The organism is Streptomyces sp. NBC_00080 (genome assembly GCF_045041255.1).
Taxonomy (GTDB): domain Bacteria; phylum Actinomycetota; class Actinomycetes; order Streptomycetales; family Streptomycetaceae; genus Streptomyces; species Streptomyces coriariae.
The window spans coordinates 2,305,249-2,331,276 of sequence record NZ_CP108235.1 but is presented as its reverse complement, the minus strand read 5'-3'; the positions used below and the strand labels follow the sequence as shown (position 1 = coordinate 2,331,276).

The 26,028-nt window shown below is 70.1% G+C and carries 23 protein-coding genes and 1 pseudogene; 6 read left to right on the top strand and 18 right to left on the bottom strand.

Features of this window, described 5'->3' with window-relative positions; all coding sequences use genetic code 11:
- Positions 1 to 11: 11 nt before the first annotated feature.
- Positions 12 to 1,254 (top strand): annotated as a pseudogene (gene mgt / locus OHU34_RS10195) (macrolide-inactivating glycosyltransferase).
- A gap of 204 nt (positions 1,255 to 1,458) precedes the next feature.
- Here the strand turns inward: mgt and OHU34_RS10190 are convergent.
- Positions 1,459 to 3,726, bottom strand: a complete 2,268-nt coding sequence (locus tag OHU34_RS10190) for an MMPL family transporter (protein WP_405765945.1) — start codon at positions 3,724 to 3,726, stop codon at positions 1,459 to 1,461.
- Between the two features lie 455 nt (positions 3,727 to 4,181).
- Between OHU34_RS10190 and OHU34_RS10185 the strand changes: the two genes are divergently transcribed.
- Positions 4,182 to 4,730, top strand: a complete 549-nt coding sequence (locus tag OHU34_RS10185; RefSeq protein ID WP_405765942.1) for a DUF1697 domain-containing protein — start codon at positions 4,182 to 4,184, stop codon at positions 4,728 to 4,730.
- On the opposite strand, the gene OHU34_RS10180 is transcribed toward OHU34_RS10185, so the two are convergent.
- Entirely contained in the window at positions 4,702 to 5,559 is an 858-nt protein-coding gene (locus tag OHU34_RS10180; protein WP_405765939.1) for a transglutaminase-like domain-containing protein, read from the bottom strand. The two genes, OHU34_RS10185 and OHU34_RS10180, sit on opposite strands and share 29 nt — an antisense overlap.
- A gap of 102 nt (positions 5,560 to 5,661) precedes the next feature.
- On the opposite strand from OHU34_RS10180, the gene OHU34_RS10175 reads away from it, so the two are divergent.
- Entirely contained in the window at positions 5,662 to 6,696 is a 1,035-nt protein-coding gene (locus OHU34_RS10175; RefSeq protein WP_142266705.1) for a ketopantoate reductase family protein, read from the top strand.
- Between the two features lie 26 nt (positions 6,697 to 6,722).
- On the top strand, positions 6,723 to 7,322 hold the full coding sequence (locus OHU34_RS10170; protein ID WP_230194343.1) for a TIGR03086 family metal-binding protein: 600 nt from the start codon (positions 6,723 to 6,725) through the stop codon (positions 7,320 to 7,322).
- A 244-nt stretch (positions 7,323 to 7,566) separates the two neighbouring features.
- Here the strand turns inward: OHU34_RS10170 and OHU34_RS10165 are convergent, their stop codons facing one another.
- The 15 genes from OHU34_RS10165 to OHU34_RS10095 form a co-directional block, all read right to left on the bottom strand.
- Positions 7,567 to 8,328: a sirohydrochlorin chelatase gene (locus tag OHU34_RS10165; RefSeq protein ID WP_405765935.1), complete on the bottom strand. Its 762-nt coding sequence runs from the start codon at positions 8,326 to 8,328 to the stop codon at positions 7,567 to 7,569.
- Positions 8,329 to 8,334: 6 nt separating this feature from the next.
- The gene (locus tag OHU34_RS10160) at positions 8,335 to 9,234 is read right to left on the bottom strand and encodes an ABC transporter permease (protein WP_142266708.1); all 900 of its coding nucleotides are present in this window, start codon (positions 9,232 to 9,234) and stop codon (positions 8,335 to 8,337) included.
- Positions 9,221 to 10,009: an ABC transporter ATP-binding protein gene (locus OHU34_RS10155; protein ID WP_020125330.1), complete on the bottom strand. Its 789-nt coding sequence runs from the start codon at positions 10,007 to 10,009 to the stop codon at positions 9,221 to 9,223. The genes OHU34_RS10160 and OHU34_RS10155 overlap by 14 nt, the downstream gene beginning before the upstream one ends.
- Before the next feature lie 34 nt (positions 10,010 to 10,043).
- Entirely contained in the window at positions 10,044 to 11,156 is a 1,113-nt protein-coding gene (locus OHU34_RS10150; protein ID WP_142266709.1) for an aliphatic sulfonate ABC transporter substrate-binding protein, read from the bottom strand.
- 235 nt (positions 11,157 to 11,391) lie between these two features.
- Entirely contained in the window at positions 11,392 to 12,726 is a 1,335-nt protein-coding gene (locus OHU34_RS10145) for a sulfate adenylyltransferase subunit 1 (protein ID WP_142266710.1), read from the bottom strand.
- 2 nt (positions 12,727 to 12,728) lie between these two features.
- Positions 12,729 to 13,667, bottom strand: a complete 939-nt coding sequence (gene cysD / locus OHU34_RS10140; protein WP_020125334.1) for a sulfate adenylyltransferase subunit CysD — start codon at positions 13,665 to 13,667, stop codon at positions 12,729 to 12,731.
- Positions 13,664 to 14,263: an adenylyl-sulfate kinase gene (cysC, locus tag OHU34_RS10135; protein WP_142266711.1), complete on the bottom strand. Its 600-nt coding sequence runs from the start codon at positions 14,261 to 14,263 to the stop codon at positions 13,664 to 13,666. The genes cysD and cysC overlap by 4 nt, the downstream gene beginning before the upstream one ends.
- Before the next feature lie 5 nt (positions 14,264 to 14,268).
- Complete coding sequence (locus tag OHU34_RS10130; protein WP_142266712.1) at positions 14,269 to 14,979, bottom strand: phosphoadenylyl-sulfate reductase; 711 nt, start codon at positions 14,977 to 14,979, stop codon at positions 14,269 to 14,271.
- Positions 14,976 to 15,155 (bottom strand): hypothetical protein, encoded by a 180-nt coding sequence (locus OHU34_RS10125; protein ID WP_142266713.1) that lies wholly within the window; start codon positions 15,153 to 15,155, stop codon positions 14,976 to 14,978. Before OHU34_RS10125 ends, OHU34_RS10130 begins: the two co-directional genes overlap by 4 nt.
- A complete protein-coding gene (locus OHU34_RS10120) occupies positions 15,152 to 16,849 on the bottom strand; it encodes a nitrite/sulfite reductase (RefSeq protein ID WP_230194341.1) in 1,698 nt (565 codons plus the stop codon). The genes OHU34_RS10125 and OHU34_RS10120 overlap by 4 nt, the downstream gene beginning before the upstream one ends.
- Positions 16,850 to 17,029: 180 nt before the next feature.
- Positions 17,030 to 17,113 carry a putative leader peptide gene (locus OHU34_RS10115; RefSeq protein ID WP_309486338.1) on the bottom strand — a complete coding sequence of 28 codons (84 nt, stop codon included), beginning with the start codon at positions 17,111 to 17,113 and terminating at the stop codon, positions 17,030 to 17,032.
- A gap of 150 nt (positions 17,114 to 17,263) precedes the next feature.
- On the bottom strand, positions 17,264 to 17,836 hold the full coding sequence (locus tag OHU34_RS10110) for a GNAT family N-acetyltransferase (protein WP_142266715.1): 573 nt from the start codon (positions 17,834 to 17,836) through the stop codon (positions 17,264 to 17,266).
- A gap of 17 nt (positions 17,837 to 17,853) precedes the next feature.
- A complete protein-coding gene (locus OHU34_RS10105) occupies positions 17,854 to 19,173 on the bottom strand; it encodes a hypothetical protein (protein ID WP_142266716.1) in 1,320 nt (439 codons plus the stop codon).
- A gap of 164 nt (positions 19,174 to 19,337) precedes the next feature.
- Positions 19,338 to 20,615, bottom strand: a complete 1,278-nt coding sequence (locus tag OHU34_RS10100) for a GAF domain-containing protein (protein ID WP_142266717.1) — start codon at positions 20,613 to 20,615, stop codon at positions 19,338 to 19,340.
- A 310-nt stretch (positions 20,616 to 20,925) separates the two neighbouring features.
- Positions 20,926 to 22,575 (bottom strand): acyl-CoA dehydrogenase family protein, encoded by a 1,650-nt coding sequence (locus OHU34_RS10095; RefSeq protein WP_405765927.1) that lies wholly within the window; start codon positions 22,573 to 22,575, stop codon positions 20,926 to 20,928.
- 124 nt (positions 22,576 to 22,699) lie between these two features.
- Between OHU34_RS10095 and OHU34_RS10090 the strand changes: the two genes are divergently transcribed.
- Positions 22,700 to 23,881, top strand: coding sequence for a YihY/virulence factor BrkB family protein (locus OHU34_RS10090; RefSeq protein WP_405765924.1), 1,182 nt, complete (start codon positions 22,700 to 22,702; stop codon positions 23,879 to 23,881).
- Positions 23,882 to 23,957: 76 nt separating this feature from the next.
- On the opposite strand, the gene OHU34_RS10085 is transcribed toward OHU34_RS10090, so the two are convergent.
- Positions 23,958 to 24,794, bottom strand: a complete 837-nt coding sequence (locus tag OHU34_RS10085) for an NAD(P)H-binding protein (RefSeq protein WP_405765921.1) — start codon at positions 24,792 to 24,794, stop codon at positions 23,958 to 23,960.
- 167 nt (positions 24,795 to 24,961) lie between these two features.
- Between OHU34_RS10085 and OHU34_RS10080 the strand changes: the two genes are divergently transcribed.
- Positions 24,962 to 25,846, top strand: a complete 885-nt coding sequence (locus OHU34_RS10080; RefSeq protein WP_405772222.1) for an AraC family transcriptional regulator — start codon at positions 24,962 to 24,964, stop codon at positions 25,844 to 25,846.
- Positions 25,847 to 26,028 lie beyond the last annotated feature (182 nt).

The following is a 26,028-nucleotide window of genomic DNA, read 5'->3' as shown; positions in this document are numbered from 1 at the left end:
CGTAATTCAAGTTGCACGAGACGTTTCGTCTCGCTTACGGTCGACGATATGACCAATCGCCCCGCCCATATTGCCATGTTCTCCATCGCCGCCCACGGCCACGTGAACCCGAGCCTCGAGGTGATCCGCGAACTCGTCGCGCGCGGGCACCGGGTGACGTACGCGATTCCGCCCGTCTTCGCCGAGAAGGTCGCCGATACCGGCGCCGAGGTCAAGCCGTGGCACTCGACGCTGCCCGCGCCCGACGACGACCCCTCCGCCTGGGGGAGCACCCTCCTCGACAACGTCGAGCCCTTCCTGGCCGACGCGATCCAGGCCCTGCCCCAGCTGATCGAGGCGTACGACGGGGACGAGCCGGACCTGGTGCTGCACGACATCACCGCCTACCCGGCCCGAGTCCTCGCCCACAGCTGGGGCGTGCCGGCGATCTCCCTCTCGCCCAACCTGGTCGCCTGGGACGGCTACGAGGAGGAGGTCGCCGAACCGATGTGGGCGGAGCCGAGGGAAACGGAGCGCGGAAAGGCTTACTACGCACGGTTCCACGCCTGGCTGGAGGAGAACGGGATCACCGAGCACCCCGACCCCTTCGTCGGCCACCCGGCCCGCTCCCTCGTGTTGATCCCCAAGGCGCTCCAGCCGCACGCCGACCGGGTCGACGAAAGCGTTTACACGTTCGTCGGCGCCTGCCAGGGCGACCGCGCCGCCGAGGGGGAGTGGACGCGCCCCGAACGGGCGGACAAGGTCGTTCTCGTCTCGCTGGGTTCGACCTTCACCGACCAGCCGGACTTCTACCGGGAGTGCGTGCGCGCCTTCGGTGAGATGCCGGGCTGGCACCTCGTGCTCCAGATCGGCAGGCACGTCGACCCGGCCGCGCTGGGCACCGTACCCGACAACGTCGAAGTGCGTTCCTGGGTACCGCAGTTGGCTGTCCTGAGGCAGGCCGATCTGTTCGTCACGCACGCCGGCGCGGGCGGCAGCCAGGAGGGGCTGGCCACGGCCACGCCGATGATCGCCGTACCGCAGGCCGTCGACCAGTTCGGCAACGCGGACATGCTCCAGGGGCTCGGGGTGGCCCGGCAGCTCGCCACGCCCGAGGCGACGGCCGCGACCCTGCGGGAAGCCGCCCTCACGCTCGTCGACGACCCGGAAGTGGCCCGTCGGCTCAAGGCGATCCAGGCGGAGATGGCGGACGAGGGCGGCACCCGCCGGGCGGCGGACCTCATCGAGGCCGAGCTGACGGGGCAGCGGTCCTGAACGACCGTCCCGAAGCGTCCTGAACCGGCCCTCGACCGCCGTTGGAACGGTCCCGGACGGGTACCGGACAGCGGGCCGGACTCCGGACTCCGCACAGCGGGCCGAACGCCGGAAGCCGAACCGGGCGTGAGTGAGGGCCCGTTGACTCCCCCGGGAGGTCAACGGGCCCTCGGTTCGGACCGCTTCAGCGGGCTTCGCTCGGCGTCAGACCCGCAGCGGCTCGCCCTCGTCGTCCCGGGCCACGGGCGCGACCGCCTCGGGCGACTCGTCGTGCGTGAGGTCGGGCAGCCAGTGCAGCCACTTCGGCAGGTACCAGTTGCGCTCGCCCAGCAGCGCCATCACGGCCGGGAGCAGCACACCCCGGATGATCGTCGCGTCGATCAGCACCGCGGCCGCCAGGCCCACGCCCATCTGCTTCATGGACTGCATGGACAGCGTTCCGAAGATGGCGAACACGGCGACCATGATGACCGCGGCGCTGGTGACCACACCGGCCGTGGTGACCACACCGTGCTTGATGGCGTCGTTCGTCGAACGGCCCCGCATCCGCGCCTCGCGGATCCGCGAGACCACGAACACGTGGTAGTCCATCGACAGGCCGAACAGGATCACGAAGAGGAACAGCGGCAGCCAGGTGATGATGGCGCCGACGCCCTCCGCGCCCACCAGCGACGCGCCCCAGCCGTGCTGGAAGACGGCGACCAGGATGCCGTAGGCGGCCCCCACCGACAGCAGGTTGAGCACGATCGAGGTGATCGCGACCGTCAGTGAGCGGAACGACAGCAGCATCAGCAGGAAGGCGAAGACCACGACGAACGCGAAGACGGGAGCGACGGCTCCGGCCAGTTGGTCGTTGAAGTCCTTCGAACCGGCCACCTGACCGGTGATCGGCGCCTGGAGACCGTCGACCTTGCCCAGCGTCGCGGGCCGCACCTCGTCGCGCAGCTTGTCCAGGCTCGTGCCCGCCTTGTCCAGGTCGGAGCCGCCGACCAGCGGAACGTACACGTAGGCGATGTTCTGCGCGTCGTGCAGCTTGATCTCGACCGGACCGCGGGAGGCACCCGAGCTGACCGCCTGCTCCTTGAACTCCGCGAGCGCGGTCTTCACCTCGGCGGCGTTGATGTCGTCCGCCTTGACGATCACCTCGGCCGGTTCGGAGCCGCCCGGGAAGGCGTCGTTGACCCGGTTGTAGGTCTGCACGATCGGCAGCGAGTCGCCGAACTCCTGGTCCAGGGTGAGGTTCTGGGTCTTCATGCCGACCGCCGGAGCGGCGATCGCGAGCAGCACGCCGGCCGCCACGACCAGCGACACGCCGGGCTTGGCGAGGACGACCTTGAGGACGGCGCTCCAGAACCGGCTGCCCTCGTCGGCACGTCCGCCGTTGCCGTTCTTGCGGCGCTTGTCGGGGTGCAGGAACGGGATCCGGCCCTTCTCCACCCGCCGGCCGAGCAGCGACAGCAGCGCGGGCAGCACGGTCACCGAACCGACCATGGCGACCGCGACCACCATCAGGGACGCAAGCCCCATCGCCTCGAACGTCGCGAGCCCGGTGAACAGCATGCCGGCCATCGCCACGCACACGGTGACACCGGAGACGATCACGGCACGGCCGCTGGTCGCCGCGGCGATCCTGAGAGCGGTTTCCGGATCACGTCCAGCGGCCCGCTCCTCGCGCTCCCGGCGCAGGTAGAACAGGCAGTAGTCGACGCCGACGGCCAGACCGACCAGCAGCATCACGGAGCTCGCCGTGTCGTCCATCGGCTGGAAGTGGCTGACGATGCTCATCAGGCCCATCGTCGCCATGATCGCGGTGACCGCGAGTGCCACCGGCAGCAGCGCCGCCACCAGCGCGCCGAACGCGATCAGCAGAATGCCCAGGGCCACCGGCACGGCGGAGTACTCCGCCTGCTGGAAGTCGTCGCCGAAGGCGTCGTCGAACGTCTTCATCATGCTGGCGCCGCCGATCTCCTCGATCCGCAGCGAGGAGTGCTCCTTCTGGACCCCCTCGACGGCCTCGAGAACCGGCTCGACCCGCTCGCCCGCGGTTTCGGAGTCGCCGCGCATGTCGAACTGCACGAGCGCGCTGCGACCGTCCCGGGAGATCGTGTCCGAGTCGTAGGGCGAGGTCACGTCGGTGACCTTGCCGGTCTTCTCCACGGCCGCGACGACCGCCGCGACGGCGGCCTTGAAGTCCGCGTCCGTGGCCTTGACGGAGCCGTCCTTCGACTGGACGAGGACCGTCTCACTGGCCGGCTCGTCGATGCCGGCGTCCTCGATGATCCGGGCGGCCGTGTGGGTCTCGCCCCCGAGCTGGTCGCTCTCCTTGACCTCGACCGTGCCCACCGCCGAGCCGATCCCCATGGCCAGGACGACGAACAGCACCCAGATGCCCACGGCGGCCCATCGGTGCCGGGCGCTCCAGCCGCCGGCCCGCGCGGCGAAGCCCCGCACCCGTATATCTCCGTTCCCCATGACGGGCCTGCCCTCTTGTGATGCGGTGGCAACCCCCTGCCGCCACCTTCAGATTCGAAGGTATGGGCTGGATAAAGCCATCTCGTCGTGCTGCCCGGTGAGGTGCCGGACACCCGAGTCCTCCCGTCGGACCCCGCCGTCTCACCGCTGGGGAGGACAGAGGTCCCCTACATCTATCCGGGGATCTAGGGGATGACGATCAGGGGCGGCCGGTGACGGGGGCCGCCGGGCAGGACGCCGAGCAGGCCGCCGGGGACAGGCTGCCGGGCAGTTCGGGGGTCAAGGCCGGAATGGTGATTACGAAAGTTTGTTGAACAAGTCACGAGCCTGTGGAGATGTCCGGCAGATGTTGCTCCGCGTCCCGCCGATCGGCCAGAGTTTCGCCCGAAGCCCCACTCCGGCCGCGGCCGTCGTGCCCACCCCCACGGGGCACGACGGCCGCTTAAGGTGAGCGGATGACGACGACGTACGCGGCACTTCTGCGCGGCATCAACGTGGGCGGCAGCAGAAAGGTCCCGATGGCCGAACTGCGCACCCTGCTGGAGGGGCTCGGTCTCGAGGACGTCCGCACCTACCTCCAGAGCGGCCAGGCCGTCTTCTCCTCCGCGCACGGGGACGCGGAGCGCCTCGCCGCCGAGCTCACGGCGGCGATCGAGAGACACTTCGGCTTCGCCGTCGGAGTGATCGTTCGCGACCACGCCTATCTGAAAGCGGTTGCCGACGCTTGCCCGTTCCCGGCCGCCGAGCTGGAGGCCAAACAGCTCCACGCCACGTACTTCTCCACCGCCGTCGAAGCGGAGCGCTACGCCGGGATCGACCAGGCCGCCCACCTCCCCGAGGAGTTCCGCCTCGGCGACCGCGTCCTGTACCTCTACGCACCCGACGGCCTCGGCCGGTCCAAGCTCGCCGAGCAACTGTCGAAGCCGCGAGTGAACAAGGGGCTCATCGCCACCACCCGGAACTGGAACACCGTCGTCAAACTGGTGGAGATGACGCGAGCGTGACCGTGCGCAGGCCGTGGAAGGGCGCCAGGGAGAGAATCTCGCGGGGCACGACGAGCCGCGGATCGGCGTAGAGCCGACGGGCCCCCTCGGGGGTGCGGGCGGCGGCCACGGCGTCCACGAGGGCCAGCTCGTCCTCGGTGAGCGAGTCGTGTTTCCGCAACCCCGACAGCCCCCAGCCGTCCCAGGGAAGCGGTTCCGTGCCGTTACGGGCGGCGAGGTCCAGGACCACACTGTTCAGGACGAGCGGCAGACCCCTGAGACCGGGATCGGCCCACACCCCGAACGTCTCCGGGTCCACCGCGCCCGCCCGGCACGCCCGCCATGCCTGCCCGGCGACCAGGAAACCGTTCCGCGGCACGTCTATCGGGTCGAAGGGCACCTCGTAGAAGGCGGCGGACACCTGTGCGTCGGCCAGCCGCCAAGTACCGTCCGGGAGGCGGTACTCGGTGACCCAGTGGTCGTCGTGGAAGCCCTCGACGAAGTAGCTCGCGTACCCGCCCCGGATCCGGGACGGCGTCCCGGTCGCCCGCAGCAGCGAGCACAGCAGCGAGTAGTCCCGGCACGTGCCCACGAACTGCTCGTCGTAGGACCGCCGTCGGGTGAGCGGGGCGTCCCTGCGCGCCCGCAGGATCCCGGTCACGTAACGGGACTCGGCGTCGTGGTGCAACCGTTCCTCGGGAATCTGGTACCCGACACGGTCCCCCTCCAGCCGATGCACCATCAGACCGCGTACGAGCAGCGTGAGTTCGCGGGGATCGGTGGGCAGGTCGGAGACATCCAGGTCGCCCGGGTCGCTGTACGGCGTCTGCCGCAGGTAGAAGTCGTCCATGCCCGGACCCTCGGCCCTGCCCCAGGGACAAGGTCAACCTCGTACGAAATCGTTTCCCACGCTCTGGACGGTGCGTACACACGACTGTGCGAGGCTCGTCCCATGCGGTACATCATCATCGGGGCAGGGGCGATCGGCGGCACCGTCGGCGGACGACTGGCGCAGGCCGGGCACGAGGTCGTGCTGGTCGCACGCGGCGCGCACCGGACGGCGCTCACGGAGGGCGGACTGCGGCTCAGGGTTCCGCAGGGCGAACGGACGTACCGGCTGCCCGTCGTCGACGGACCGGACGCGCTCGGCACGCTGCACCCCGACGACGTCCTCTTCCTCGCCGTCAAGACCCAGGACACCGAGGCGGCACTCCAGGTCTGGGGCCCCGCCCCGGTCGACGGCGGCGGCACGGCCGCGGAGCGACTGCCCCTGGTCTGCGCGCAGAACGGTGTGGAGAGCCCGCGCCTTGCCCTGCGCCGCTTCCGGCACGTCTACGGCGTCTGCGTCTGGCTGCCCGCCACCCATGTCGAACCGGGTGTCGTCTCCGCAGCCGGCACCCCGCTCACCGGCATCCTTCACCTGGGCCGGTACCCGCACGGCACCGACGACACGGCCCGTCGTATCGCCGCCGACCTGGAGAAGGCGCACTTCGAGGCGCCGGTCGTACCCGACGTCTCCCGCTGGCAGTACGCGAAGCTGCTGTCCAACCTCGGAAACGCCCTGGAAGCGGTGAGCGGCCCGGTGGGCGACCCCGAGGCGGAGGCGCTGTACGCGAGGGTGCGGGCCGAGGGCGAGGCCGTGCTGCGCGCCGCCGGGATCGTGTGGACGGGCACCGAGGAGCAGCAGGCCCTGCGCGGCGACAAGGTCACCCTCGTCCCGCTCGACGGCGCCCCGCGCGGCGGCGGCTCCTCCTGGCAGTCCCTCAGCCGCGGTGCGGGCAGCATCGAGGCCGACCACCTCAACGGCGAGATCGCGCTCCTCGGCCGTCTGCACGGCGTACCGACCCCGCTGAACGAGTTGCTGCAACGGCTTGCCAACCAGTTCGCCCGGGAGCGGAGGGCACCCGGTTCCCTGCCGCTGCCGGAGCTGATCCGACTGGCCGAGGACCGGTCCGCCGACGCTGTCGCGTTTGTTCAAGAGTCCTGAGCACCCCGCTGCCTAGCGTGGGACCCATGAAGTACGACGAGACACACCAGTACATGTCCGAATGCGCCGCCGAGGCGTCACGCGTCGCCCGCGGTGTCCCGGCGGCCCGCTTGAACGACCCGACGCACTGCCCGGGCTGGGATGTCCGCACCCTGGTCGACCACTGGGTCCTCTACACCTCCCACGGCCTCGAGCACCGCGCCCTGCGCAGGCAGCTCCCCGACGACCTGGTCGCCCGCGACTTCACCGCCGAGCCGCAGTGGGCCGAGGCGTACGCCGCCCAGCTGGAGCGCGCGGTCACGGCCTGGGCGGACCCGGCCGTGTGGGAGGGCGAGGTCGACCTGGGAACGGCCGCGATGCCCGCCGCCGAGATCGCCGCGATGATCGTCAAGGAGATGGCGGTGCACGGCTGGGACGTGGCGGTCGCCACCGGCCAGGAGTTCCACATCTCGGACGACGCGGCCCGCTTCGTCCTCGACGTCGTCGAACGGCACGGCGACCTCTACCGCCAGTACGACGGCTTCGCGGCGGTGGTGCCGGTGGCGGAGGACGCCCCGGTGTTCGAGCGGGCACTGGCGGCGAGCGGCCGCGATCCCCGGCAGGGCGCCGCACACGTGAACCGCTGAGCGATCACCTCGGGCCGGCCGCTGCGGGGTGCGGGGTGTGGCCGGAACCGGTACGGCAACGGAAACCGCTCCCGCAACGGAAACCGCTCCCGCAACGGAAACCGCTGTCGAAAGAGAAGCGGGTCCCGCGGCAGAAACGGGATCAGAAAGAGAAGCCGGTATCCGCAGCAAATACGGGATGAGACGGAAACCGGTACCGAAACGGAAAGAGATCCCCGCGCGGCGCGAGAGGGCCCACCGTCGGTCAGGCTCCGACGGCGGCCAGCGCCGGTGTACGCGCCGCGTCGTACCGTTCCAGCAGCACCCGCGCCACCTCCGGCGCCGGACCCAGCACATCGGCCAAGACGTCCGCTGCGGCCGCGCCTCGCGCGATGCGGTCCGGCAGGAAGCCGGGAGCCAGGACGTACGGCGCGACGGCGACCCGCGAGCACCCCAGCGCCCGCAGTTCACGGACCGCGTCCTCGGTGCGCGGGAACCCCGAGGGAGAACCGGCGGAGGCGAACGCAGGCCGCACGGCACACCAACCGGTGCGCCGCCACTCCCGCGCGATTTCTGCGATCACTGCGATCGCCTCCGGGTCCGTGGACCCCGCCGAGGCCAGCACGACCCCGGTCGAGGACTTGTCGGCGGGCGTCAGGCCGGCCTCGTACAGCCGTCGTTCGAGGACGGCGAGCAGCAGCGGCGACGGGCCGAGCACCTCGGCCTGTCTGATCCGCAGCTGTGCCGGAGCCTCCCGCAGGACCGCCGGGATGTCCGCCTTCGCGTGGAACGCTCGGGTCAGCAGCAGCGGCAGCGCCACGACGTCACGGACGCCCTCCGTCGCCAACGACTCCAGCACCCCATGGACGGAGGGGATGTTGAAGTCCAGGAAACCGGTCTCTACCCGCAGGCCCGGCCGCAATGACCGCACCCGCCGCACCAGGGCGTGCACGGTCGCGGCATGCCGCGGGTCGCGACTGCCGTGGGCAATCACCACGAGAACGGGAGGAACCGGTTTCCTGTACATGGGACTTCAGCTCTTCACCAGCAGACCACGGCTGCGCAGCACCCACCGCTCCAGCGGACTGAAGATCAGCAGGTCGATGGCGATGCCGACGAACAGGATGAGCAGGATCGCCTCGAACACCATCGACATGTCACTGGCGTTGCGCCCGTTCTCCAGCAACTGGCCCAGGCCGACGCCGAGGTCGGGGAAGGACGCGATGATCTCCGCCGCCATCAGCGAACGCCACGAGAACGCCCAGCCCTGCTTCAGGCCCGCCACATAACCCGGCAGGGCGGCCGGCAACGTGATGTACACGGTTCCCTTCAGCCCCGTCGCGCCCATCGTGCGGCCCGCCCGCAGGAACAGCGGCGGCACCTGGTCGACGCCGGACACCAGCCCGTTGGCGATGGACGGCACGGCACCGAGCAGGATCACCGCGTACATCATCGAGTTGTTCAGACCCAGCCACAGCACGGCCGGCGGCACCCACGCCACCGACGGCAGTGACTGGAGACCGGACAGGATCGGACCGATCGCCGCCCGCACGAACTTCACGCGTGCCACCAGCAGACCCAGCGGGGTGCCGATCGCCAGCGCGAAGAGGAAGCCGAGCAGACCGCGCGAGACGCTGGTCCAGATGTAGCCGAGCAGCTTGCCCTCGAGCCAGGCGTCCTGGAGCGTCCGCCCGACGTCCACGGGGGAGACCAGCTTGGTCGGGTCGTCGACGATCTTGAAGGTGATCTGCCAGACGATCAGCAGCAGCAGGGTCGCCAGGATCGGCGGCAGGATCTTGTCGATGAAGGTCCGCCGAAAGGGCGTACGTCCGATGGGCGCCACGACGTCCAGCGCGTCGAGCCCCGCCTCCACCCCGGCAAGCTCGGTGGTAACCGACTTCGTCACCGTCGTCTTCGTCTCAGTGCTGGCCATGACGGCGGATCTCCCCACGCAGGACTTCGGTGATCTCGATGGACAGTTCCGCCACCGGGGCGTCCTCGATCCGGCGCGGCTGCGGGATGTCGACCGTCCACTCGCGCGCCACCCGGCCGGGCCGGGAGGACAGCAGGACGACCCGCTGCGCGAGCCGTACCGCCTCCCGCACGTTGTGCGTGACGAAGAGGACGGACAGTCCCGTCTCCCCCCAGATCCGGGTCAGTTCGTCGTGCAGCACATCCCGTGTGATGGCGTCCAGCGCCGCGAACGGCTCGTCCATCAGCAGGATGTTGCTCTCCTGCGCCAGCGCGCGGGCCATCGCCACGCGCTGCCGCATACCGCCGGAAAGCTCGTGCACACGCTTTCCGTACGCGCCCTTCAACCGGACCAGCTCGAGGAGCTCCTCGGCCTTGTCGCGCCGCTCGGGCTTGGCGACACCCCGGAGCTTCAGGGCGAGTTCGATGTTCTTGCCCGCGGTCAGCCACGGGAAGAGGGCGTGCTCCTGGAACATCAGCGCCGGACGGCCGTCCGTCGTGATGGAGCCGGCGGTGGGCTCGTCGAGCCCCGCCACCAGGTTGAGCAAAGTGGACTTGCCGCAGCCCGAAGCCCCCAGGAGGGTGACGAACTCGCCGGGAGCGACATCGAGAGTGATGTCGTCCAGGACGAGCTGCTGCCCACCCGGCCCGGCGAAGGACTTCGAGACGTGCTCAAGCCGGGCCGCGTATTCCACGGACTCCGCGGACTCGGCGGCCTTGGCGAAGGTCGTTGCCATGGTCGTCACCTCCTGGGAACTCATCGGATTCCGATCAGCTGACGCCGAGACCGGCGTCGTCGACCGTGGACTCGCCCTCGGCCTTGAGGACCTTGTTCAGGATGCTCAGGTCGTAGATGCCCTTGAGGTCGGGCTTCTCCAGCAGACCCGCCTTGACCGCGTGCTCCGCCTCGGCGTTGAGCGTGGAGGCCAGCGGGTCGTTGATGAACTGGATCGACGTCCACGCCGGGTCCAGGACCTCGGTCGGCAGTGCCTTGCCGGAGTCCGTCTCCAGCTGCTTGTTCGCCGCGGCCTTCGCCGCCACCGGGTTGGCGTTGATCCACTTGTTGGAGTCGATCGAACCCTTGAGCACCGCCTCGACGACCTTCGGGTGCTCCGTGAGGAACTTCTGCGACACGATGATGTTCGTGATCACGAACTTCTTGTCGGGCCACAGCGACGCCTCGTCGAGCAGCACCTTGCCGCCCTCGGCGACCAGCTTGGACGCGGTCGGCTCCGGCACCCAGGCACCGTCGATCGAACCGGCCTTGAAGGCGTCCGGGGTCACCTTGTTGTCACTGCGGACAACGGTGACGTCGCCCTTGCCGCTCTGCGCGTCGACCTTCCAGCCCTGGTCCGCGATCCAGTTCAGGAACGCCACGTCCTGCGTGTTTCCGAGCTGAGGCGTGGCGATCTTCTTGCCCTTGACGTCCTTGAGGGACTTGACCTTGTCCGGATTGACGACGAGCTTCACACCGCCGGACGCCGAACCGCCGATGATGCGCAGGTTCTTGCCGGCGGACTTGGTGAAGCCGTTGATCGCGGGGGAGGGGCCGATCCAGCCGATGTCGATGGAACCGGCGTTCAGCGCCTCGATCTCGGAGGGGCCCGCGTTGAAGGTCGCGTACGACGCCTTGGTGGCGCCCAGCGCCTTCTGGAAGATGCCCTGCTCACGGCCGACCAGTGCGGTCGCGTGCGTCAGGTTGCCGAAGTAGCCGATCTTGACGGTGTCGAGCCCGTCGATCTTCTCCGATCCCGCGGCGACCTTCTCGTTGGCGTTGTCGTCCTTGGACTCGGAACCGTAACCGCAGGCGGCCAGGGCGAGCAGGGGAAGGGCCGCTGCGGCCGCGATGCCGCGGCGAAGAAGAACTGAGCGGTTGGCAGGCACGGGAGGGGTTCCTCTCGTTGGCCCGGCGGTCACGGGTTCTCAGGTCGTGGCCGGGAAATCGGCAAAGGGTTTTCGTCGCTTCCGGGACGGCGGGTGGGGGGATGGGGCGCGCAGGCAGTGCGCGTACGTCAGAGCGCACATCGCGCCACTCCGCCCTGCCCGCTGCCGAGGGCGCCGCTGCCGACGCGGCCGCCCTCCTTCGCGAACGTGGAGTAGAAGTCGGTTGTGGTCATTTTCAGAAGTCCCAACCGTCGTCGTCGGACTCGTCCTTGACCGGCTCGGGCGACGCGAACGACTCGCCGACCATGCCCGCGGTGAGCGTGGTGCCGTCCGCCGGGTCGATCAGGATGAACGAGCCGGTGCGGCGGGAGTCCGCGTAGGAATCCACCGGAAGCGGTTCCGAGGTACGGATCTTCACGCGGCCGATGTCGTTGGCGATGAGCTGTCCCGGGTGCGGGTGCAGGGACAGGTCGTCGAGCGTGAGACGGGACGGGATGTCCTTGACGATCGCCTTGACCGTGCGGGTGCCGTGCTTGATCAGCACCCGGTGCCCGACGGTCAGCGGCTGGTCGGCCACGTGGCACACGGTCGCCTCGACGTCCTGCGTGGTGGGCGGCGCGTCCTTGGTGGGCACGATCAGGTCGCCGCGCGAGATGTCGATGTCGTCCGAGAGCAGCACGGTCACCGACTGGGTCGTCCACGCCGCGTCCACCGGCTCGCCCAGCAGGTCGATGCCGGAGATCGTCGAGGTACGGCCGGACGGCAGGACCGTCACCGCCTCGCCCACGTGGAACGTGCCGGCCGCGATCTGGCCCGCGTACCCCCGGTAGTCCGGGTGCTCGGCGGTCTGCGGACGGATCACGTACTGCACCGGCAGCCGTGCGTGGCAGTGCGCCAGGTCGTGGCTGACGGGAACCGTTTCCAGGTGTTCCAGGAAGGTCGGCCCGCCGTACCAGTCCATGTTCGCCGACGGATCCACCACGTTGTCACCGGCGAGCGCGGAGATCGGGATCGCGGTGACCTCGGGAACACCGAGCTCGCTCGCGTACGCCGTGAACTCCTCGGCAATCTCCGCGAAGACGGTTTCCCTGTACTCGACCAGGTCCATCTTGTTGACGGCGAGAACGACGTGCGGAACCCGGAGCAGGGCGGCGATCGCCGCGTGCCTGCGGGTCTGTTCCACAACCCCGTTGCGGGCGTCGACCAGGATCACCGTCAGCTCGGCCGTGGAGGCACCCGTCACCATGTTGCGGGTGTACTGCACATGACCGGGCGTGTCGGCGAGGATGAAGCGGCGCCGGGGTGTGGCGAAGTAGCGGTAGGCCACGTCGATGGTGATGCCCTGCTCGCGCTCGGCGCGCAGGCCGTCGGTGAGGAGCGCCAGGTCGGGGGCTTCCTGGCCGCGGTTCGCCGAGGCGCGCTCCACGGCCTCGAGCTGGTCGCTGAGGATCGACTTGGAGTCGTGCAGGAGCCGGCCCACGAGTGTGGACTTGCCGTCGTCGACGGAACCGGCCGTGGCGAACCGCAGCAGGGTCGTTGCCGAGAGTTCCTCGGAGGTGATCGTGCTCATGCTTAGAAGTACCCCTCGCGCTTGCGGTCTTCCATCGCGGCCTCGGACATCTTGTCGTCGGCGCGGGTGGCGCCGCGCTCGGTGAGCCGGGAGGCGGCGATCTCGGCGATGACGTCGTCGAGCGTCACCGCGTCGGAGTCGACGGCGCCGGTGCAGGACATGTCGCCTACGGTCCGGTAGCGCACGAGGCGCTTCTCGACGGTCTCGTCGTCCTTCGGCCCGCCCCACTCGCCGGCGGTCAGCCACATCCCACCGCGCCGGAAGACCTCCCGGTCGTGCGCGAAGTAGATCTCGGGCAGTTCGATGCCCTCCCGGGCGATGTACTGCCAGACGTCGAGCTCGGTCCAGTTGGACAGCGGGAAGACCCGCACGTGCTCACCGGGGGCGTGGCGGCCGTTGTAGAGGTTCCACAGCTCCGGGCGCTGGCGGCGGGGGTCCCACTGGGAGAACTCGTCACGCAGGGAGAAAACCCGTTCCTTGGCGCGGGCCTTCTCCTCGTCGCGGCGTCCGCCGCCGAAGACGGCGTCGAACTTCTCGGACTGGATCTTCTCCGTCAGCGGCAGCGTCTGGAGCGGGTTGCGCGTGCCGTCGGGGCGTTCGCGCAGCGCACCGCGGTCGATGTAGTCCTGGACGGAGGCCACGTGCAGGCGCAGCCCGTGCGCGGTGACGACCCGGTCGCGGTACTCGAGGACCTCGGGGAAGTTGTGCCCGGTGTCGACGTGCAGGAGCGAGAAGGGGACCGGGGCGGGAGCGAACGCCTTCAGGGCCAGGTGCAGCATGACGATGGAGTCCTTGCCGCCCGAGAACAGGATCACCGGGTTCTCGAACTCGCCCGCCACCTCGCGGAAGATGTGCACCGCCTCGGACTCCAGCGAGTCCAGGTGGCTGAGGGCGTACGGGCTGGCCGTGCCCTCCTCGGCCTCGGCGACGGTCGTCGTCATGCCAGTCCCCTCTCGGTGAGCAGGGCGTACACCGACGCCGCGGACTCCTGCACGGTCTGGTCCTGGGACTCGATCCGCAGGTCCGGCGACTCCGGGGCCTCGTAGGGGTCGTCGACCCCGGTGAGCCCGGACAGCTCGCCCGCCGCCTGCTTGGCGTACAGACCCTTCACGTCCCGGACCGAGCACACCTCGACCGGGGTCGCCACGTGCACCTCCAGGTAACCGGTTCCGCTCTCCTGATGGCGCTTGCGCACCGCTTCCCGGCTGTCGGCGTACGGCGCGATCACCGGGACCAGCGCCTTGACGCCGTTGCGGGCGAGCAGTTCGGCCAGGAAACCGATGCGCTGCACGTTGATGTGCCGGTCCTCGCGGCTGAAACCGAGGCCCGCGGAGATGAACTCGCGGATCTCGTCGCCGTCGAGCACCTCGACGCGGTGGCCCTCCTCGCGCAGTCGGCCTGCCAGCTCGTACGCGATGGTGGTCTTGCCGGCGCTCGGCAGACCCGTGAGCCAGACGGTGGCTCCGGTCGTCACGTGGTTCTCCCGGTTCGTTGAAGTGGGGGTGGGCGTGGGGGTGTTCGTCGAGTTCGAGGTCATCGCGGTCAGCCGTGCAGCCCGCACTCGGTCTTCGAGCGTCCCGCCCAGCGGCCGGCGCGCGCGTCCTCGCCCGCCAGGACCCGGCGGGTGCAGGGGGCGCAGCCGACGGAGGCGTAACCGTCCATCAGCAGGGGGTTGGACAGGACGCCGTGCTCGGTGATGTAGGCATCGACGTCGTCCTGGGTCCAGCGGGCGATGGGCGAGATCTTGACCTTCTGCCGCTTGTCGTCCCAGCCGACCACCGGAGTTCCCGCCCGGGTCGCGGACTCGTCGCGCCGCAGGCCGGTGGCCCAGGCCCGGTAGCCCTCGAGCCCCTCTTCCAACGGCTGCACCTTGCGCAACTTGCAGCACAGGTCCGGGTCGCGGTCGTGCAGCTTCGGCCCGTACTCGGCGTCCTGCTCGGCGACCGTCTGGCGCGGGGTGAGCGTGATGACGTTGACGTCCATCACCGCCTCGACCGCGTCCCGGGTGCCGATGGTCTCGGGGAAGTGGTAACCGGTGTCGAGGAACACCACGTCCACGCCCTTGCGGACCCGGGACGCCAGGTGCGCGACCACGGCGTCCTCCATCGAGGACGTCACGCAGAACTGCTTGCCGAAGGTGTCCACCGCCCACTGGAGGATCTCCAGCGCGGAGGCCTCCTCCAGGTCGCGGCCCGCCTGTTCGGCGAGAGCCTTCAACTCGTCGGTCGTACGGCCTTCCTGAAGCGTCGTCATATCCGGTCCCCTCCCGGGTCGGTGTGCTGAACGCCCCGGGCGAGCAGCCCGAGGAACTTCAGCTGGAATGCGCGGTTGCATGCCGCGCATTCCCAGGCGCCATGGCCCTGCTCGTTCGGACGCAGGTCCTCGTCGCCGCAGTAGGGGCAGTAGAAGGGTGCGGCCCGCTCGCTCATGAGAGGGCCTCCTCGCTGGCGCGCGTGGCCCAGACGGCGAACCGCTCGCCGTCCTCGCGCTCGTCCTGGAACCGCTTCAGCACGCGTTCCACGTAGTCCGGCAGTTCCTCCGAAGTGACCTTCAGACCACGGACCTTGCGGCCGAAACCGGCTTCCAGCCCGAGTGCGCCGCCCAGGTGCACCTGGAAGCCTTCGACCTGCTCGCCCCGGTCGTTCAGGACCAGCTGGCCCTTGAGGCCGATGTCCGCGACCTGGATGCGCGCGCAGGCGTTCGGGCAGCCGTTGATGTTGATGGTGATCGGCTCGTCGAACTCCGGGATGCGGCGCTCGAGTTCGTCGATCAGTGCGGAGCCGCGCTGCTTGGTCTCGACGATGGCCAGCTTGCAGTACTCGATGCCGGTGCAGGCCATGGTGCCGCGCCGGAAGGGGGACGGCTTGGCGGTCAGGTCCAGCGCCTCCAGCGCCTCGACCAGCGACTCGACCTGCCCCTCCTCGACGTCGAGGACGATCATCTTCTGCTCGACGGTGGTCCGCACCCGGCCCGATCCGTGTGCCTCGGCGAGCTCCGCGATCTTCGTCAGGGTGGCGCCGTCCACGCGGCCGACACGCGGGGCGAAACCGACGTAGTAACGGCCGTCCTGCTGGCGGTGCACGCCCACGTGGTCGCGCCAGCGCTCGACGGGGGCGGCAGGCGCCGGGCCGTCGGCAAGCTTGCGCTCGAGGTACTCGTCCTCGAGGATCTGGCGGAACTTCTCCGGGCCCCAGTCGGCGACCAGGAACTTCAGGCGCGCCCGCGTGCGCAGACGCCGGTAGCCGTAGTCGCGGAAGATGCCGATCACGCCCGCCCAGACGTCCGGGACCTCGTCCAGCGGGACCCAGGCGCCGAGCCGGACGCCGATCTTCGGGTTGGTGGAGAGCCCACCGCCGACCCACAGGTCGAAGCCGGGGCCGTGCTCGGGGTGCTGGACGCCGACGAACGCGACGTCGTTGATCTCGTGGGCGACGTCCAGGAGCGGGGAGCCGGAGATCGCCGTCTTGAACTTGCGCGGCAGGTTGGAGAATTCCTTGCTGCCGATGAACCGGCGGCTGATCTCCTCCACGGCCGGGCTGCCGTCGATGATCTCGTCCTCGGCGATGCCGGCCACCGGCGAGCCGAGGATCGTCCGGGGCGTGTCACCGCAGGCCTCGGTGGTGGACAGACCGACCGCCTCGAGGCGGTTCCAGATCTCGGGCACGTCCTCGATGCGGATCCAGTGGTACTGGACGTTCTGCCGGTCGGTGAGGTCGGCGGTGCCGCGGGCGAACTCCTGCGAGATCTCGCCGATCACCCTCAGCTGCCCGGTGGTGAGCCGGCCGCCGTCGATGCGGACCCGCAGCATGAAGTACTTGTCGTCCAGCTCCTCCGGCTCCAGGATCGCCGTCTTGCCGCCGTCGATCCCCGGCTTGCGCTGGGTGTACAGGCCCCACCAGCGCATCCGGCCGCGCAGATCGTTGGGGTCGATCGAGTCGAAGCCCCGCTTGGAGTAGATCGTCTCAATGCGTGTCCGCACATTGAGACCGTCGTCGTCCTTCTTGAACTGCTCGTTGCCGTTGAGCGGGGTGAAGTGTCCCGCGGCCCACTGGCCCTCACCGCGGTGACGGCTCACCTTGCGGCGGGGAGTCGCGGCGGCAGGGTTCTGCGGGGTGGCGGCCATGGTTGATACGTCCTTCGGGACAGCGGAGGAAGGTGTCGGCGCGGAGCGCCGTCCGGCAGGGGTGGTGGTCGGGTGACGGGCGGGCGTCTCTGACCTGCGCGCGCGGGCGCATGGAGCATACGTGCGCGTCATTGCGCAGGCGGGAGGCTCGAACGTAGATGTCGGCGGTGCTGCGGCTCGTCAGCTCGCCGGACAGATGGCGCTGGACATGCGGCCGAGGTCGACGTGCCGCCGACTCACCAAGGCAATTCCAGTTCCGGACATGGCGAAAGCGTGTCACGGCGATCTGGACACAGTCCAGCTTCGTCCGCGATGCGGACACCCTGGTCCCGCAATGTGAGACAAGGGTGTCGTCGATCACATGACCCGCGGGGCCTCTTGTCGGCGCAGGTCACAGCCGGTATGAGCGAGGAGTCAGGCGGGGAGGGCGCCTGGCCAGGGGCCCGGCGCGGACACCTCGGGCTGCTCCTCGACCTTGGTGTCGAACAGCTTGAAACCGCGTCGCTGATAGTTGTCCATGGCGTGCTCGCCGTCCAGGCTGCACGTGTGCAGCCACACCCGCTTGGTCCCCGGCAGTCCCGGCCAGCGGTCCGCGAGGTCCCACGCACGGGCGGCGCCGTACGCCAGCAGGTGCCCGCCGATGCGCCGTCCCCGGAAGGCCGGGATCAGGCCGAAGTAAACGATCTCTACGGCGCCGTCGTCCTGCGGCTCCAGCTCTACGTACCCGGCCGGCGTCCCCCGGTCGTAGGCGACCCAGGTCTCGACCCCCGGGCGCGCCAGATGCTCCTGCCACTGCGCGTACGTCCAGCGCAGCCGGTCGATCCAGCGGATGTCCCCGCCGACGGACGCGTACAGGAAACGGCTGAACTCGGGGGAGGGGACCTCGGAGCGGACGACCCGGACGTCACCCTCGGGCGCGGCGGCCGGGAGGACGTCGTTCGGGTCGGTCTGCTCCAGGGACCAGGTGGTCACGGGGATGTTGGTCATGCCCGTCAGGGAATCATCTACCCGCTTGTTCTGTCGATCGAGGCCAGCGGCAGCGCGAAGAGCGTTCGTCCCGACTGGGTCCAGACCTCGCCGGTCGCCTCCCAGTAGGAAAGGGATTCGGTCTGCGGGCTCCAGCAACTGTGCGTTTCCTTGGTGCCGCACACGGCCGCCTCGGACGTGTCCGACTTGTTGTCGTCACTCCTGCCGGCGTCCTGCCGCCACAGCGTCCCTTGCCTGTCCCGTGGGCCGGCGGCACGGCTCACGTACCACTCCTCCCCGTACGACAACACGCCGCGTACGCCCGTCACCTTCGTCTCGTACGCCTCCGAGGCCCGTACCCGGCCGGTGGCGCTCGTGGCGAGCAGCCCCTCGTGGCCGGGGGCAGTGCTGAAGGGGTAACGCCACAGGCGGGCCTTGCGGTCGCCGTCGTCGAGCGTCCACTCCCCGGCGACCAGGCTGTCCGGCGCGGTGCTGCGGTCGAGGGAAACGGTTGCGGGGTGCGGGGCGTCGGAGTCCCCGCTGAGCTCGTAGGAACCGATGGCCGGCAGTACGAAGCGGTAACCGTTTGCGGACCAGCCACCCGGCACCCGCCCGACCGCGGCACCGGCGACGCCGGCCCGCTGGACCCGGTTCATGTCGTACACATACAGCGCGGCCCGGTCCCCCTCGTCGGCGGTGACCAGCAGTTTGTCCTGGTACCAGACCATCCCGGAGACATGCGAGACCAGCCCCCGGTAGTCCCGCCCCTCGTCCACCGGGACGGCGAGCAGGGCCCAGGTGTAGGTGAGGTGGCTCAGGTCGCCCGCGTTCACGAAGCCGACCCGGGCCAGACCCCGGTCGGCGTCCGTGCCGCCGCTGCGCGACCAGCCGGAGAGGATCACCCGGTTCGAGCCCCAGACGCCGTCGTCGTCCGCGTCCCCCGAGGTGGTGACCGCGCCCGGCTGCCAGCCCTCGGTGTCGTCGGTGTTCCAGCAGTAGGCACGCGAGGCCGCGGGGGAGACGGGCAGAGCCCTGCGCTCGGTGGCCGAGCAGTCGATCGCGTCCCGCAGGGTGCGGTCGGCCCCGTCCAGCACCGCGCCGACGCCGACCGGTCGCCCCATTCCCGCGGCGAGCCGGTCCAGGGAGGCCTGCGGTACCCGGTTCTCCGTGAGGCGCAGTTTTCCGGTCTCGGCCGAGGCCGTCAGCGGTTTCAGGTCCCCGGGCCCGTCGTCCGTGACCGTTGCCTGGGAGGCGCTGATCATGGTGGCGGCAGCGGTGAGCGCGAGGGCGGTTCCGGACAGGAACGCGCGCAGTGCCCTGCCTCGTCTGCGCCGGCGGTGTCGGCCGCGTTGCTTCATTTGCCCTCCCGAGGCGGGCCAACTGCGCCTGATGATCCGTACGTTGACCGAGGAGCAGGTGGGGTGACCCGTAGAGGGATGCTACGGCAGTCGGGCGCCGTGGGGGCGAAGACTCCGCAAATATGCGGAAGATGCCACCGGAAGGACTCGGGCGAACATGGTTTCTACGGCGCCGCCGCCCGGTTTCTCACCACCGCGGGCGCGGTCGAATGCGGCAGCAGACCCTTCGGATCCGCCGGGAGGAGCACCTCGAGCTCGGCGTCCTCGCAGAAACGATACGGCCGATGTTCCAGGAAACCCCCGAGATACCGCCGCACCCGGGACATCTCGGCCCGCACCGTCACCGTACGGCCCGGGTCGCCGAACATGTCCTCGGCCAGGCCCGCCGCGCTGCGGCCGCCCCGGTCGGCCGCCAGCAGATAGAGCAACTCGGCGTGCCGGGGACTGAGTTCGTGCGACCACGAACCCGCGCCCCCCGACACCGTCACCGACCAGCGCCGGGGCCGGGTCAGGTCCAGCACGATCCGGCTCGCGCCGTGCGGCGCCGACTCCGCGCTCTCGTCCACCGACCGCACCAGCCAGCCCCCGGCCAGCGGCTCCATCGAACACAGCCCCAGTGCCGGGAGCCAGCGGCGGCCCGGGGACGACGACTTGGGCAGCGCGATACGGCTCGCGTACGGCATCCCGGTCACCGCGGCCGTCCACCCGTCCCCGTCCACCACCGCCGCCCGGCCGCCCAGCCGGGCCAGCACCGGTGCCGCCACCGCGCGCAACCGCTCCAGTGACCCCAGGTGCCTCTCGCGTAACCTGGACTCGGCGAGCTTCGCCACCGCGTCGACCCAGGCGAGCGTGGCCGGATGCATCGTCTCCAGCGGCCCACTGACATCGACCACACCGAGCAGCCGGCCGTTGCGCGGGTCGGTGATCGGGGCGCCCGCGCAGGTCCAGGCGGCGTGCGAGCGCACGAAGTGCTCGGCGGCGAACACCTGCACGGGACGGCGCACCACCGCCGGAGTGCCCACGCCGTTGGTGCCGACCACGGCCTCGCCCCAGTCCGCACCCAGCGCGAAGCCGAGCCCGTCGGCCTTGCGCAGCACGGGTCCGCAGCCTTCACGCCACAACACCCGGCCCTCCTCGTCGGCGACGACCATGATGTGGTGGGCCACGTCCGCGACCGACAGCAGCCCCTCGCGCAGCACCGGGAGCACCTCCCGCAACGGCGACTCCTCCCGCCTGCGCCGCACCTCGTCGGCGCTGAGCAGCCCCGCTCGGAAATCGTGGTCCGGGTCGACACCGCTGCGCAGCATCCGATCCCAGGACTGCTCGATCACCGGGCGCGGGGCGACGCGCGTCTGCTGACCGGCGAGCCGGGCGTCGCGCACCTCGTTGAGCACCCGCGCAGCCCGCGCGGCGTCGATGGCCGCGAGCTGCGGCACGTTCATCGGTGGCATCACCACTTGGCCTCCCGGGAACACACAGTCGGACAACCGGATGTCAAGTTTCTGCGCCGACTGTTTCCGGTCTTGCTGAAGGCCCCATCTTGCCCGCCACGGGTGACGGAGGGGCACAGTCCGGTCACAACCACCGACAAGTTGCAACCCCCTGCAACCCTGGTGGACATCCACAGACTGTTTGAAACTTGAGCCACGTCGTCCCGAGCGGCGATTCTGGCCTCGCAGGGCCATTGCGGCGGGGGTGGTGCCGTGTCGGCGCAGCACCACCCCCGCTTCCTGTTCACGCAGGCCGGCGCGGTCAGCGGCGGGGTTCGGCCCGCTCGACGATCGACGCCAGGTCGAGAGTGTGGGGCAGTGTCCCGAAGGCCGCGCCGCCGTCCCCGCCCAGCCGCGAGGCGCAGAACGCGTCGGCGACCTCCGGCGGCGCGAATCGTACGAGCAGTGCCCCCTGAAGCACCAGAGCGAACCGCTCCGCCAACCGGCGCGCCCGTCCCTCCACGCCGTCCAGGTCGGCCAGCTCCGTCAGCAGACCCTTGATCGCCTTGTCCAGCCGGTGATCGGCCCCGCGCGCCTGCCCCACCTCCTGGAGATAGGCGTTCAGCGCCTGGGGCTCCCGTTGCAGTGCGCGCAGCACGTCCAGTGCCTGGATGTTGCCCGCACCCTCCCAGACCGAGTTCAACGGCGACTCGCGCACCAGCCGGGGCATTCCCGACTCCTCGACGTAACCGTTTCCACCCAGGCATTCCGACGCCTCCACCGCCACCGGCGCACAGCGCTTGGTGACCCAGTACTTGGCCGCCGGAACCGCGATCCTCAGCAACGCCCGCTCCTGCTCCCCACCGTCGTCATAGGCCGCCGCCAGCCGCAGCGCGAGCACGGTCGCCGCCTCCGACTCCAGCGCGAGGTCGGCCAGAACGTTGCGCATCAGCGGCTTGTCGACGAGCTTCCCGCCGAACACCTCACGGTGGGTGCAGTGATGGATCGCCTGCGCCACCGCCTGCCGCATCAGCCCCGCCGAGCCCAGCACACAGTCGAGCCGGGTCGCCGCCACCATGTCGATGATGGTGCGCACCCCGCGCCCCTCCTCACCGACCCGACGGGCCCACGTCCCGTCGAACTCGACCTCGGCGGACGCGTTGGACCTGTTTCCCAGCTTGTCCTTGAGCCGCTGGAGGCGGAAAACGTTACGGGTACCGTCTTCCAGCACGCGCGGCACGAGGAAACAGGTGAGCCCGCCTTCGCCCCGGAAAGGGGCCGCCTGCGCGAGCACCAGGAAACCGTCCGACATGGGCGCCGAACAGAACCACTTGTGCCCGGTCAGTTCGTACGTCCCGTCCTCGGCGAGAGGAGTGGCGACCGTCGCGTTCGCCCGTACGTCGCTGCCACCCTGCTTCTCCGTCATCGCCATGCCGAACAGCGCCCCGGCCTTCAGTCGGGCCGGCCGCAGCTCACGGTCGTAGATCGTGGACGTCAGCCGGGGCTCCCACTCGGCCGCCAGCTCCGGATCGGCGCGCAGCGCGGGCACCGCCGCGTGGGTCATCGACAGCGGACAGCCGTTGCCCGCCTCCACCTGGGTCCACACCAGGAAACCCGCCGCCCGGCGCACATGCCCGCCCGGCCGCACCCAGGCATCCGTCAGGTGGGCTCCGACCCCCTTGCCCAGCAGCCGGTGCCAGGCCGGATGGAAGTCGACCTCGTCGATGCGGTGCCCGTACCGGTCGTGCGTACACAGTTTCGGCGGATACTCGTTGGCCTGCACCGCCCACTCGTGCAGCTGCTCCGATCCGGCCGCCCGGCCGAGCGCAGACAACTCACCGTGCGCCTCGTCGAGCAGTTCCGGATCAAGATGCCGTTCCACGGCCGCCACCAGCGCTTGATCGGCGCCGTACACGTCGTACCCGGTCAGGGGCGGGGGCTGGTTGGTCACGGTGTGCGTGGTGCCTGCCATAGCCAGAACCTACCCCCGGGTACGACGGTCATGGCCACCCGGGAGCGCGCGTGCCGCTCCCCGACCCGGTGAAGTGGCCTTGCCGGAGGTGAGTGCAGCCCCGAACGGCGGATACCTTTAGGGCGTGCAGCCAGGAAGTCAGTCACCCGAGCAACCCGGGAGCCCCACCGGGCGTCTCCACCGGGCGCGTGCCCTTTACCGCAACGTTTCCAAGCGACGGACAGCCTGGCTGCTGTTGAAGGACACCACCAACACCTGCATCGAGTACCGCATCCTCGGTCTCGCCGCCGAAGCCGCTTTCTTCACGTTGCTGTCCGTGCCGCCGCTGCTGCTCAGCCTCATCGGACTGCTCGGCTACGTCGACGACTGGACCGGTACCGACACCATCACCAGCCTGGAGGCCAACCTCCTCGACGCCTCGCGCACGGTCCTCTCGGACAAGGGCGTCAGGCAGATCGCCCAGCCGATCCTCGACGATGTGATGAAGGGCGGCCGCCCCGACGTCATCTCCATCGGCTTCCTGTTCGCGCTCTGGTCGGGCTCGCGCGCGGTGAACGTCTTCATCGACACCATCACCGTGATGTACGGCCTCGACGGCGTGCGCGGCATCGTCAAGACGCGACTGGTGGCCTTCCTGCTGTTCGTCGGGGCCCTGCTGATCGGCTCGGTCGCGCTGCCGCTGATGGTCGCCGGGCCGGACGCGGTGGTGCGGATCGTCCCCTGGTCGACCACCGTGGTGCAGGTCCTGTACTGGCCGGTCGTGATCGTTCTGTCCGTCGCGTTTCTGACAACGCTCTACCACGTCTCCGTACCCGTGCGCTCGCCGTGGATCGAGGACGTCCCCGGCGCGCTCGTCGCCCTCGCCATGTGGGTGCTCGGCAGTTTCCTGCTGCGCATCTACCTGACGAACACGATCGAGGGCGCCACGATCTACGGTTCCCTCGCCGCCGCCGTCGCCGTACTGCTGTGGATCGGCGTGTCCGCGTTCGCCGTGCTGGTCGGTGCCGCCGTCAACGCCGCGATCGACAGGGTCTGGCCGGCCGCCGCGACGGCCGCGGCCCGCGCCGCCAACGAACGGCTTCGGGAGGAGGAGGCCGCGGAGTACGTCGCCCGCATGGCGGCGATCCGCTCCCACGAGGACGACGACCCCGACGATCCCGACATGCCGTCCGAGTTTCCCGAGCGCTGGTCCCGCTTCCTTCCCCCGGAGGATGTGACAGGACGTTTCCGGACGCATGCGAAGAGTTTTCCGAAGGGCCACGGGGGAAACGGCGGAAACGGGGAGGAACAGCCCCCGGAGAGATGAGCCCTCCGGGAGATGAGTCCCCGCGGGGCGAACCGAGGAGGAGCGAGGCCCCGGAGCGCTCCCGGAAACGCGCAATCTACGCCTTCCAGACGCCGGCCCCCGCCGACTCCTTCGCGAACCCCGTGAAGTCACGCGGCTCGCGGTCGAGCACCTGTCGGACGCCGTCCGAGAGATGGGCGTTGCGACCGTCCAGCAGCGACTCGAACAACTCCACCAGGAACGCGACTTCCTCCGCGGGAACCCCGAACCCGGCCAACTGCTCACCGTACTGATGCGCCGGCACGGGCGTGTACGTCAGCTCGCGCCCGGCTGCCCGCCCTACTTCCGCAACCGCTTCCCGGAACGTCAGCAGGCGTGGCCCGGACACCTCGAGTGTCCGGCCCACGTACCGGTCACCCTCGGTAAGCGTTTTCACCACCACGTCGGCGACATCCCGCAGGTCGACGAACGGCTCCGGTACCTCCCCACCCGCGAACACCAGCTCCCCGCTCTGCCGAAGCCCCTCCACCAGCGGCCCCTCACTGAAGTTCTGTGCGAACCACGCGGCCCGTACGACCGTCCAGTCCGCGCCCGACGCCCGCAGCGCCTCCTCGGTCGGCAACGCCCGCTCCTCACCCCGCGACGACAACAGCACCAGCCGCCGCACCCCGAACGCGACCGCCTCCCGGGCCAGCCGTCCCACCGCGTCGGCCGCGTCCGGCGCCCCCACGTCCGAGGGATACACCAGGTATGCCGCGTCCGCGCCGCGCAGCACGTCCGCCCACGTCGAGCCGTCGTGCCAGTCGAACCCCTGGGCCCGCGAGGCCGCCCGCACCGTCAGCCCGGCCGTCTCGGCCGCCTGCGCCACCCGGCTGCCCGTACGACCGGACGCGCCGGTCACCACCACCGTCATCGGTGCCGTGTTCTGTGTCATGCCTTCAGTCAACTGCCGTACGCCGCACGGTCCCATCGCTGAACGGCTCATTCCCATAAGCGCGCGTCTACGCTTGCCGCATGGACGCTCCCCCACGCTCGAACATGCTCACGCGGGGGGACCCCCTTGCAGGCCTGCTGGAGGGTCCACGCGCGCGTGGCGCCCTCATGATCCGCGCGTGCTTCGACCCACCCTGGGCCGTGCGGGTCGAGGACCGAGCCCCGCTGACGGTCATGCTCATGGTGCGCGGCGAGGGCTGGGTCGTACCGGACGACGGGGAGAACGTCCGCCTGCGGGCCGGCGACCTCGCCATCGCCCGCGGCCCCGCCCCCTACACCTGCGCCGATGCCCCCGGCACGCCCCCACAGGCGCTGATCCTCCCCGGCGGACAGTGCGCGTACCCCGACGGGCGCCTCCTGAACGGCTCCATGGATCTGGGTGTACGCACCTGGGGCGACCGACTGGACGGCTCCACCGTGGTGCTGATCGGCACCTACCTGATGCAGGGCGAGATCAGCGGCCGACTGCTGGATGCGCTGCCCCCACTGCTCTCCTTGACCTCCGACGTCTGGCAGTGCCCGCTCACCCCCCTGCTCACGGAGGAGATCATCCGCGACGAACCAGGTCAGGAGGTCGTCCTCGACCGTCTGCTCGACCTCCTGGTCATCGCCGCGTTGCGGGCCTGGTTCTCCCGCCCGGAAGCGGCGGCGCCGGCCTGGTACCAGGCGCTGGCCGACCCGGTCGTGGGCCGCGTTCTGCGGCTGGTCCAGGACGACCCGGCGCACCCCTGGACCGTCGCTTCCCTCGCCGCGAAGGCGGGTGTCTCCCGGGCCGCCATGGCCCGCCGCTTCAGCGAGCTCGTGGGCGAACCCCCGATGACCTACCTCACCGGCCGGCGCCTGGCTCTCGCCGCCGACCGACTGCGCGACACCGAGGACACGATCGGCGCGATCGCCCGCCAGGTCGGTTACGGCAGTGCTTTCGCCCTGTCCAGCGCCTTCAAGCGGGCGTACGGCGTGAGCCCACAGGAACACCGGACGCGGGTGGCATAGACAGAGCCCGGGGCGTGGGGACCTGGACGGACGGACCGCACGGACCGGGCGGACCGGATGCATCGGATGGACCGGTTGGGACGGCCGGGGCGCGGGTGCGGGCGGTGCGGTGCGGTGCGGTGCCCTGCCAGGGAGGGTGCATTGCGGAGGAGAGGCCGGGAAGGGCGGGGGAACGTGTTTCC

Excerpts from the sequence above, each read along its gene's own strand:
- OHU34_RS10190 (WP_405765945.1), bottom strand. The coding sequence starts at position 3,726 with ATGGGGAACGGAGATATACGGGTGCGGGGCTTCGCCGCGCGGGCCGGC.
- OHU34_RS10185 (WP_405765942.1), top strand. The coding sequence starts at position 4,182 with ATGACGACGACGTACGCGGCACTTCTGCGCGGCATCAACGTGGGCGGC.
- OHU34_RS10180 (WP_405765939.1), bottom strand. The coding sequence starts at position 5,559 with ATGGACGACTTCTACCTGCGGCAGACGCCGTACAGCGACCCGGGCGAC.
- OHU34_RS10175 (WP_142266705.1), top strand. The coding sequence starts at position 5,662 with ATGCGGTACATCATCATCGGGGCAGGGGCGATCGGCGGCACCGTCGGC.
- OHU34_RS10170 (WP_230194343.1), top strand. The coding sequence starts at position 6,723 with ATGAAGTACGACGAGACACACCAGTACATGTCCGAATGCGCCGCCGAG.
- OHU34_RS10165 (WP_405765935.1), bottom strand. The coding sequence starts at position 8,328 with ATGTACAGGAAACCGGTTCCTCCCGTTCTCGTGGTGATTGCCCACGGC.
- OHU34_RS10160 (WP_142266708.1), bottom strand. The coding sequence starts at position 9,234 with ATGGCCAGCACTGAGACGAAGACGACGGTGACGAAGTCGGTTACCACC.
- OHU34_RS10155 (WP_020125330.1), bottom strand. The coding sequence starts at position 10,009 with ATGGCAACGACCTTCGCCAAGGCCGCCGAGTCCGCGGAGTCCGTGGAA.
- OHU34_RS10145 (WP_142266710.1), bottom strand. The coding sequence starts at position 12,726 with ATGAGCACGATCACCTCCGAGGAACTCTCGGCAACGACCCTGCTGCGG.
- cysD (WP_020125334.1), bottom strand. The coding sequence starts at position 13,667 with ATGACGACGACCGTCGCCGAGGCCGAGGAGGGCACGGCCAGCCCGTAC.
- cysC (WP_142266711.1), bottom strand. The coding sequence starts at position 14,263 with ATGACCTCGAACTCGACGAACACCCCCACGCCCACCCCCACTTCAACG.
- OHU34_RS10130 (WP_142266712.1), bottom strand. The coding sequence starts at position 14,979 with ATGACGACGCTTCAGGAAGGCCGTACGACCGACGAGTTGAAGGCTCTC.
- OHU34_RS10125 (WP_142266713.1), bottom strand. The coding sequence starts at position 15,155 with ATGAGCGAGCGGGCCGCACCCTTCTACTGCCCCTACTGCGGCGACGAG.
- OHU34_RS10120 (WP_230194341.1), bottom strand. The coding sequence starts at position 16,849 with ATGGCCGCCACCCCGCAGAACCCTGCCGCCGCGACTCCCCGCCGCAAG.
- OHU34_RS10115 (WP_309486338.1), bottom strand. The coding sequence starts at position 17,113 with ATGTCCGGAACTGGAATTGCCTTGGTGAGTCGGCGGCACGTCGACCTC.
- OHU34_RS10110 (WP_142266715.1), bottom strand. The coding sequence starts at position 17,836 with ATGACCAACATCCCCGTGACCACCTGGTCCCTGGAGCAGACCGACCCG.
- OHU34_RS10105 (WP_142266716.1), bottom strand. The coding sequence starts at position 19,173 with ATGAAGCAACGCGGCCGACACCGCCGGCGCAGACGAGGCAGGGCACTG.
- OHU34_RS10100 (WP_142266717.1), bottom strand. The coding sequence starts at position 20,615 with ATGAACGTGCCGCAGCTCGCGGCCATCGACGCCGCGCGGGCTGCGCGG.
- OHU34_RS10095 (WP_405765927.1), bottom strand. The coding sequence starts at position 22,575 with ATGGCAGGCACCACGCACACCGTGACCAACCAGCCCCCGCCCCTGACC.
- OHU34_RS10085 (WP_405765921.1), bottom strand. The coding sequence starts at position 24,794 with ATGACACAGAACACGGCACCGATGACGGTGGTGGTGACCGGCGCGTCC.
- OHU34_RS10080 (WP_405772222.1), top strand. The coding sequence starts at position 24,962 with ATGATCCGCGCGTGCTTCGACCCACCCTGGGCCGTGCGGGTCGAGGAC.